Annotated in this window: 8 protein-coding genes; 3 read left to right on the top strand and 5 right to left on the bottom strand. The window is 73.0% G+C overall.

Annotation, left to right across the window (positions count from 1 at the left end):
• The coding region (locus FHS13_RS08725) for a hypothetical protein (RefSeq protein WP_221442598.1) at positions 1-473 on the bottom strand (473 nt) is incomplete at its 3' end.
• On the opposite strand from FHS13_RS08725, the gene FHS13_RS08720 reads away from it, so the two are divergent.
• A complete protein-coding gene (locus tag FHS13_RS08720) occupies positions 450-1,175 on the top strand; it encodes a tetratricopeptide repeat protein (protein ID WP_246404840.1) in 726 nt (241 codons plus the stop codon). The genes FHS13_RS08725 and FHS13_RS08720 overlap by 24 nt on opposite strands.
• A 56-nt stretch (positions 1,176-1,231) precedes the next feature.
• Positions 1,232-1,639, top strand: coding sequence for an NUDIX domain-containing protein (locus FHS13_RS08715; protein WP_184290210.1), 408 nt, complete (start codon positions 1,232-1,234; stop codon positions 1,637-1,639).
• Between the two features lie 29 nt (positions 1,640-1,668).
• Here FHS13_RS08715 and FHS13_RS08710 read toward each other — a convergent pair whose 3' ends face one another.
• Both FHS13_RS08710 and FHS13_RS08705 read right to left on the bottom strand, forming a co-directional pair.
• Positions 1,669-2,610 carry a GNAT family N-acetyltransferase gene (locus tag FHS13_RS08710; RefSeq protein WP_184290208.1) on the bottom strand — a complete coding sequence of 314 codons (942 nt, stop codon included), beginning with the start codon at positions 2,608-2,610 and terminating at the stop codon, positions 1,669-1,671.
• An 85-nt stretch (positions 2,611-2,695) separates the two neighbouring features.
• Positions 2,696-3,694: an MBL fold metallo-hydrolase gene (locus FHS13_RS08705; RefSeq protein WP_184290289.1), complete on the bottom strand. Its 999-nt coding sequence runs from the start codon at positions 3,692-3,694 to the stop codon at positions 2,696-2,698.
• A 323-nt stretch (positions 3,695-4,017) separates the two neighbouring features.
• On the opposite strand from FHS13_RS08705, the gene FHS13_RS08700 reads away from it, so the two are divergent.
• Positions 4,018-4,590: a single-stranded DNA-binding protein gene (locus tag FHS13_RS08700; RefSeq protein WP_246404837.1), complete on the top strand. Its 573-nt coding sequence runs from the start codon at positions 4,018-4,020 to the stop codon at positions 4,588-4,590.
• A gap of 41 nt (positions 4,591-4,631) precedes the next feature.
• On the opposite strand, the gene FHS13_RS08695 is transcribed toward FHS13_RS08700, so the two are convergent.
• Together FHS13_RS08695 and FHS13_RS08690 are read right to left on the bottom strand one after the other, a co-directional pair.
• Entirely contained in the window at positions 4,632-5,642 is a 1,011-nt protein-coding gene (locus tag FHS13_RS08695; protein ID WP_184290204.1) for an HAD-IIA family hydrolase, read from the bottom strand.
• A 139-nt stretch (positions 5,643-5,781) separates the two neighbouring features.
• Complete coding sequence (locus FHS13_RS08690; RefSeq protein ID WP_184290202.1) at positions 5,782-7,053, bottom strand: DUF1015 family protein; 1,272 nt, start codon at positions 7,051-7,053, stop codon at positions 5,782-5,784.
• Positions 7,054-7,095: the final 42 nt, after the last annotated feature.

Raw genomic sequence — 7,095 nt, 5'->3', positions numbered from 1 at the left:
GTGGCGGTTTCCGTGGTGACCGGGACCGGGATGACCGTCGTGGTGGCGGTTTCCGTGGTGACCGGGACCGGGATGACCGTCGTGGTGGCGGTTTCCGTGGTGACCGGGACCGGGATGACCGTCGTGGTGGCGGTTTCCGCGGCGAGCGGGACCGGGATGACCGTCGTGGCGGTGGTTTCCGCGGCGAGCGGGACCGGGATGACCGTCGTGGCGGTGGTTTCCGTGGTGACTGGGATCGCGACGATCGCCGTGGTGGCGGTTTCCGCGGCCGGGACGATCGGCGTGACTTCGGGGACCGCCGTCGTGACGACCGTCGCCCCTTCCGCGAGGGACGGCCGTTCCGTGAGGACCGGGACCCTGCGGACGTCGCGCCGCCACTGCCCGAGGAAGCCACTTACTCCCAGCTCGACCCGGAGACCAGGCGTGACCTCAACTCCCTTCCCAAGTCCTTGGCCGAGCTCGTCGGCAAACACATCGTGGCGGCCGGTCTGCTCATGGACGAGGACCCGGAACGGGCCTACTCCCATGCAGCCTTCGCCCGCCGCAAGGCGTCGCGTGTGTCGGGCGTTCGGGAGGCCTCGGGAGTGGCCGCCTACACCATGGGCAAGTGGCAGGAGGCCCTCTCGGACCTTCGCGCCGCTCGCCGGATGAGCGGACGGAACAACTTCCTCGCCATCATGGCCGACTGCGAGCGCGGACTCGGCCGGCCCGAGCGTGCCCTGGAGATCGCGGACGACCCGGCGGTTGCCGAACTCGACACGGCCGATCGCATCGAGGTGCGCATCGTCGCCTCGGGTGCCCGCAGGGACATGGGGGACACGAAGGCGGCTCTGGCCGAACTCCAGGTGCCCGAGCTGCAGGAGCGGCGGGCCCGACCGTGGGTGGCGCGGCTCTTCTACGCCTATGCGGACGTCCTGGAGGAGCTGGGCCGTGACGAGGAGGCCCGCGAGTACTTCTCCCGTGCTTCCGCCGTGGACCGCGAGGGCGTGACCGACGCGGACGAGCGCCTCGCCGCGCTCGAGGGTGTCGAGCTCGTCGACATCGATCCCGAGGACGGCATCGTCTGGACCGACGCCGAAGAGGAGGAGCCGGAGGGCGCGGAGGACGACGAGCCGGAGCAGGGCTCCGGTTTCGAGCGCCCCCGCGGTGACCAGGGCCCCGGAGAGCGCTTCTGACCCGGCCCGACCACACGGCACCGCCGAGCGGCCCGCGGCCGCTCGGCGGTGCCGTTGTGCACCTGCACACCCTTCCCGCCGCCCATCAGTCGGTGGTCTGCCTGACCTACCTCGGCGACCGTCCCCTCCTCGTCCGCCACAGACGCCGGTCCTGGGAGTTCCCCGGCGGGCACGCGGAGGCCGGTGAGGACATCGAGGAGACGGCCCGGCGTGAGGCCAGGGAGGAGGCCGGGGCGGTCCTCGGCCAGGTCCGCGTGTGCGGCCACTACGTTCTTTCGAGCGGGCACACCACCGTGGTCACACACGCACCGGTGACCGGGCTCGAGCCGCTCAGCGGCGAGTTCGAGACGGTGGAGGTGCGGGCGTTCGACGTCCTGCCCTCCGACAGCGAGCTCTCGTGGTCGGACGGCCTGTACGCCCACCTCCTCCGCGTACTCGGCCTTCCCGGAGCTCCGCCCCTCTGAGCGGCCTCTGCCTTCCCCGCGTCCTCCCGCTACATCTGCTTGACGTACACACCTTCGCTGCCGACCGCCTCGTAGCCCAGTCGGCGGTTGACGGAGAGCATCGGCGCGTTGTCCGCGTGATTGCTCGTGCAGGCGTGCGTGAACCCGAGTTCCGCTGCCCGCAGGAGAGCGGAGTGCTTGGCATGGCGGGCGAGCCCGAACCCCCGGTACCTCCTCAGCGTTCCCGTCATCGACGACTCCAGCCGGGTCTGCCCGTCCGAGGTGAAGCAGACGATCCCGGCAGGTGCTCCCGACACCAGTACCACCGCGCTCAGCTCCAGGTCGGCCAGCGGGTGGTGCCAGGTTCCGGACAGCCACTCCTCGTAGGGCGTGAACTCGAGGCGGAGCCCCGGCTCGTCCGCGGTGGTGAGCCGGTCGATCTCGTAGATCCTCCGCGGATCGTTCCGGTAGGAACTGAGGGGCCGCAGTTCCACAGGCTCGGCCAACCGCGGGGGCGCGGGGTCGCGGGACAGCCGGGCGAGCTCCAGTTCCAGGATCTGGTGGCTCTCCTCCAGGACGTACCCGCTCTCGACCGCCAACTGCCGGAACCGGTCGCCGCCCGTCTGGACGGCTTCGTCCGCGGCTCCCACGAGCAGGGTCCGGGCGCCCCTCGAGACGAAGTTGCGCTCGGCGGCCTCCAGCAGGAGGGCGGCCACGCCCGAGTCGAGGTGCTCGGGCGCGATCGAGGCGAGGTAGGAGAGTCCTTGCGGGGTTCCGCCGTCGTCACGGGTCAGCAGGCAGCGCAGGAGTCCCGCGAGGGTCCCGTCGTCGCTTACCGCGACGAGATTCGTCCGGGTCTCGCTCCGCGAAGGAGTGCCCGGGCTCCAGCGCATCGCCTCCTCCGTCAGGACCTGTCGGGGATGGGCGGAGCAGATCAGGCGGAGGGCCGAGGGAACGTCGTTCTCCGCCATGGCGCGTATCGTGAGGGCCATTGGCCAAGGTTGGCACCGGATGTCTCCGAAAGCACGGGATTTTCCGCACGGAAGGCGCCCGGCCGCCCGGCTGCCCTCCGGCTCCTCAGGCCTCTCCCTCCTCCGCCCGGCGGCGGGCCCGCTCCTCCTCGAGCCTGTCCAGCCAGTGGACGATCCCCGACACGTTGGCCTCGACCCCGCTCAGGGTCTCCAGCACCTCCGCGGACTCGCGTGAGGCTCCCGGAGGCAGCGGGCTGTAACGTGCGACGACCTTGTCCCGCACCATCGCGACGGCGTGGTCGAGGTCGCCGGCGGTGCCGTGGGACTCCTGCACCGTCTCCACCCACAGGCGGAGTTCGGCCTCCGCCCGGTCGATCGTCTCCGGTACCGCTTCCACCGCACCGAAGTGCGAGAACATCAGCCTCTGGGCGCCGATGTCCCCGAACAGGCGCAGTGTGCGCAGGCAGGCCTCCATGTCGAAGTCCGGCGGTGGCGTGGCGGGGCGGACGTCGCCGGTGAGCGGGTTGCGGACGCCGAGGGCGTCGCCGACGTACAGGTCGCCGGTGAGGGTGTCGACCAGCCCCATGTGGTGCTTGGCGTGGCCGGGGGCGTAGTGGGTGACGAGCCTGCGGCCTCCGCCCAGGTCGATCTCCCCGGTCTCGGCCACCGAGCGGATGCGCCGCGCCTCGGTGGGCAGCATCTGCCCGAACAGGGTGTCCAGGCGGTCGCCCCACACCATCGCGGCGCTGCGCATGAGCCTGCTGGGATCGGCCAGGTGCCGTGCGCCGCGTTCGTGGACCACGATCTCGGCGTTCGGGAACAGGGCGGCCACGTCTCCGGTACCGCCCGCGTGGTCGAGGTGGATGTGGGTGACGACGATCGTCGCCAGGTCGGCGGGGGCGAGTCCGAGCCGGGTGACGGCGTCGTGCAGCACCTGTGCCGAACCGGCGGTGCCGACCTCGACGAGGCAGGGGCGCTCACTGCGGATGAGGTAGCTGGACACGACCCCGGGGTATCCGGCGAGCATCGTGTCGATGGCGAAGATCTCGTTGCCCAGGGGAGTGATCCCCTCGGACAGGCGGCTCACGTCCACGTCGTCGTGCACGGCAGGCACCCCTGTTCCTCGGTCGGCCGCGGTCCGGAGGGCCCGGACCCGGATCCGACTCTAGGACACACGGGTGGCGTGCGTCTCATCCGGGCAGCGGTCGGGGGCATCGGGTCGTGCCGGCCCCGGGCCGGTCGGCCCGGACCGGGTTTTCCACAGCCTTGGACGAGGGCTTCTGTCCTTCCCCCTGCCGGGGGATCCTTGAAGCAGGCGCACACGCCCCCGTCCCCGCGGCAGTCCCCGCGCACCTGTGCCGCGTCGTCGTGCCGACCACTCCTCCGTCTGTCCAGGGAGACCGCATGCAGCAGGAGTCCGCACACACCTTGACCGACACACGGTGCCCCGAGCGTGCCAGGGCGTCGGCCACCGGCACCGCGGCCGTGTTCGCGCGGCACGCCCGCGAACGTATCTCCGACGTTCCCGAGAGCGCTTCCCGCGAGGACCGGCCGACCCGGGCCGTCCCCGACGGAACGGTCCCCGGCCCCGGTGCACCGGCCGCAACCCGTTCCGGGGGCGGGGGACATTCCGAGGAGGGGCACCGCAACGAGGTCGTGGTCGCGGGCCGGATCACCTCCGAGCCCGTCCTGCGGGACCTGCCCAGCGGAGACCGCATCGCCACCTGGCGGATCTGCGTGGCCAGGTCCGCCGACAGCGGTTTCCGGGGCCGCCGGGTCGACTCGATCACCTGCGTCAGCTTCGACCGCGTCCTGCACGGCCGCATCGGGGACTGGTGTGCGGGTGACGTCGTCCAGGTGTCGGGGGCCCTGCGCCGCCGCACCTGGCAGGGGCGGAGCGGGATCCGCAGCGTGTGCGAGGTGGAGGTCCGTACCGCCGAGCTGCTCCGCCCGGGCCCGGGCGGCCGCTCCCGCGCGGCCACCCCGGAGGCCGGCGGATGAGTTCCGCGGAGTCGGTGCCCGGAGTGGACCGTGTGGATCCGTCACCACCCCAGGCGGGTGAGCGCACGGGCCGTGTCCGGGCCGGTCGGGTCCAGCGCAGGATGGGCCCACACCGCGGCGCACAGCGCACGCAGTCCGTCGAGGCGGTCGCCGTCCCCCTCCAGGGACAGCGCGCCGCCGGTGACGGTCACCGTCCAGCCGCCGCAGGTGGCCCGGTTGTCCAGGAGTTCCGGGGCGGGATGGGGGTCGTTCATTCCCGACACGTCCCAGGCGAGGTAGTTCGGCCGCCGGTGTTCGGGGGCCGCGAGCGCGTCGAGCGGGGTGGCCACCCCCGACAGCACCAGCATTCCGGCCGCGCCGTGCACGACGGCGCCCTCGATGTCGGTGTCCAGGCGGTCTCCCACGATGAGCGGGTTGCGCGCGCCGGTGCGTCGGATGCCCTCCTCGTGCAGCGGTCGCATGGGCTTGCCCGCGACCACCGGTTCCACCCCGGAGGCGTGCGCGATCACCCGCACGAAGGCACCGTTGGCGGGTGTGGCCGCTCCCCACTGGCTCGGCGCGGTCGCGTCGCCGTTGCTGGACACGTAGAACGCGCCGCGTGCCACGGCCAGGGCTCCTTGGTCGAGCAGGTCCCGGTTCATGGTCGGGGAGAAGCCCTGCACCACTGCCACCACCGCGTCGGTGGCGATCGTCACCGGCCGCAGCCCCATCCTCCGGACGGCCTGCCGCAGACCGGTGTCCCCGACGACCAGGACGTCGCCGCCCTCCGGGAAGCGCTCCGCGACCAGGCGGGCGGCGGCCTCGGCGGAGGTCACCACGTCCTCGGGGGCCGCGGAGACGCCCAGCTCGGTGAGGTGCTCGGCGATCCGTGCCGGGGTGCGTCCCGAGTTGTTGGTCACGAACGCGACGCGCGCGCCCGAGGCACGGGCCTTGTCGATCGCGCCGGGGGCCGCGGGGACGGCGTGCCTGCCGATGTAGACGACCCCGTCCAGGTCCAGGAGCATCGCGTCGTAGACCGTGCTCAGGGGACGGTCGGCGGACAGCAGCGGCATGTCGGAGAACCCGCTTTCGTGTGGCGGCGGTGGACGTCCAACAGGCTATGGCCCCGATCGCGGCGCGGGGGCCGCGCACCCCCGTCGGCGGTGTGCGGTACCGCACGGCGGAGCCCGCCCGGGGCCGTGGGCGGGGAGCTCAGTCCAGGACGCGCATCACCAGGCCGGTGCGGGGTTTGGGACCGAACGACGTGGACTTGCGGGGGGTCAGTTCACCGCGGTCGGTGATCGCGTAGACCTGGGACACGTCCAGGGCGGGTACGACGACGGCGGTGCCCTCTGCCTCCCGGGCCGCGGCCACGGCCTCGGCGGGGTCGTCGTGCACCATCCGCACCCGCTCCTCGGCCACGCCCCACAGCGGCAGCAGGATCTCGTGCAGCGCGGCCGTGGGCAGGCGGCGCCACTCGGGGGAGCGTCCGGGCATAGCGCGTTCGAGCTCCTGCTCGCCGAAGCCGTGCACCAGGTACGCGGTCCCCTCCGGTGAGACGAGCAGCAGAGCGGGTTGCTCGGCCCGCTCCAGCAGGGCGGGGGAGATCCCGTCCACGCGGTCCACGGCCGCCACCGCTTCGGCTGCGGAGGCGGCCGAGGCGGTGTCCAGACCCGGCAGTACGCGGTGGATGGCGCCGAGGTCGGGCGGGTGTGTGTCGCTGTCCACGAGGAGGGCCAGCCCGTGGCGCCGGCCCGGGTCCCCGTGGGCCTCGCGCAGGAGCCGGTAGGCGGCGTAGCGGTGGTGCCCGTCCGCGATCAGCGCCGAGCGTTCGGCCAGGTCGCCGGCGATCCGTGCCAGGACGGCCGGATCGGTGAGGGCCCACAGCCGGTGCTCGGCGCCGTCGCGGGTGCGGGCCGACACCAGGGGCGGTCCCGACGCGGACTCCGTCGCCGCCGACGCCGCGCCTCCGCCGCCGCGGTAGAGCAGGAAGATCGGTTCGAGGTCGGCCCGCGCCGCCGCCATGAGCAGGAACCGGTCCCGCACCGGGGCGGCGGCCACGTCCTCGTGGGGGCGCACGGGCGACTCGCTTCCCTCCTCGGGCAGGCGCAGGCCCCCCAGCAGCCCCCGCTGGCGCCGGCCCTGCGGTGTGACCTGCTCGTACACGTACAGCGCCTCCTGGTCGTCGCGGACCAGGACACCGCGGTCGATCCAGTCGTGCAGAAGTGCGGCGGCCGCCCTGTAGCGGCGGGGGACCGCCCCGCAGGAACTCGGCGGGTCCTCCCGGTTCAGCTCGTAGGGCAGGGTGACGCGGGCGGCGTTGTGCGGGTCGGAGCGCAGCAGTGCCCGGGCCTCCTCGGCGCCGGGGATGTCGTAGGGCGGGGCCAGCAGCCGTGCGATGTCGAACTCCCCGGTGACGAACCGGTCGACGTCGGCGTAGCGCAGGCCCCGGAAGGGAGCCAGTTCAAGAGGTCGGCGTGGCATTCCAGCAAAGGTACCCGGGTCGGGGGCGGGTCGAAGCGCCGC

The sequence above is a fragment of the Nocardiopsis algeriensis genome (assembly GCF_014203695.1).
Taxonomy (GTDB): Bacteria; Actinomycetota; Actinomycetes; order Streptosporangiales; family Streptosporangiaceae; genus Nocardiopsis; species Nocardiopsis algeriensis.
Note: the sequence above shows the minus strand (reverse complement) of the source record. Positions and strands in the feature narration are given on the sequence as shown.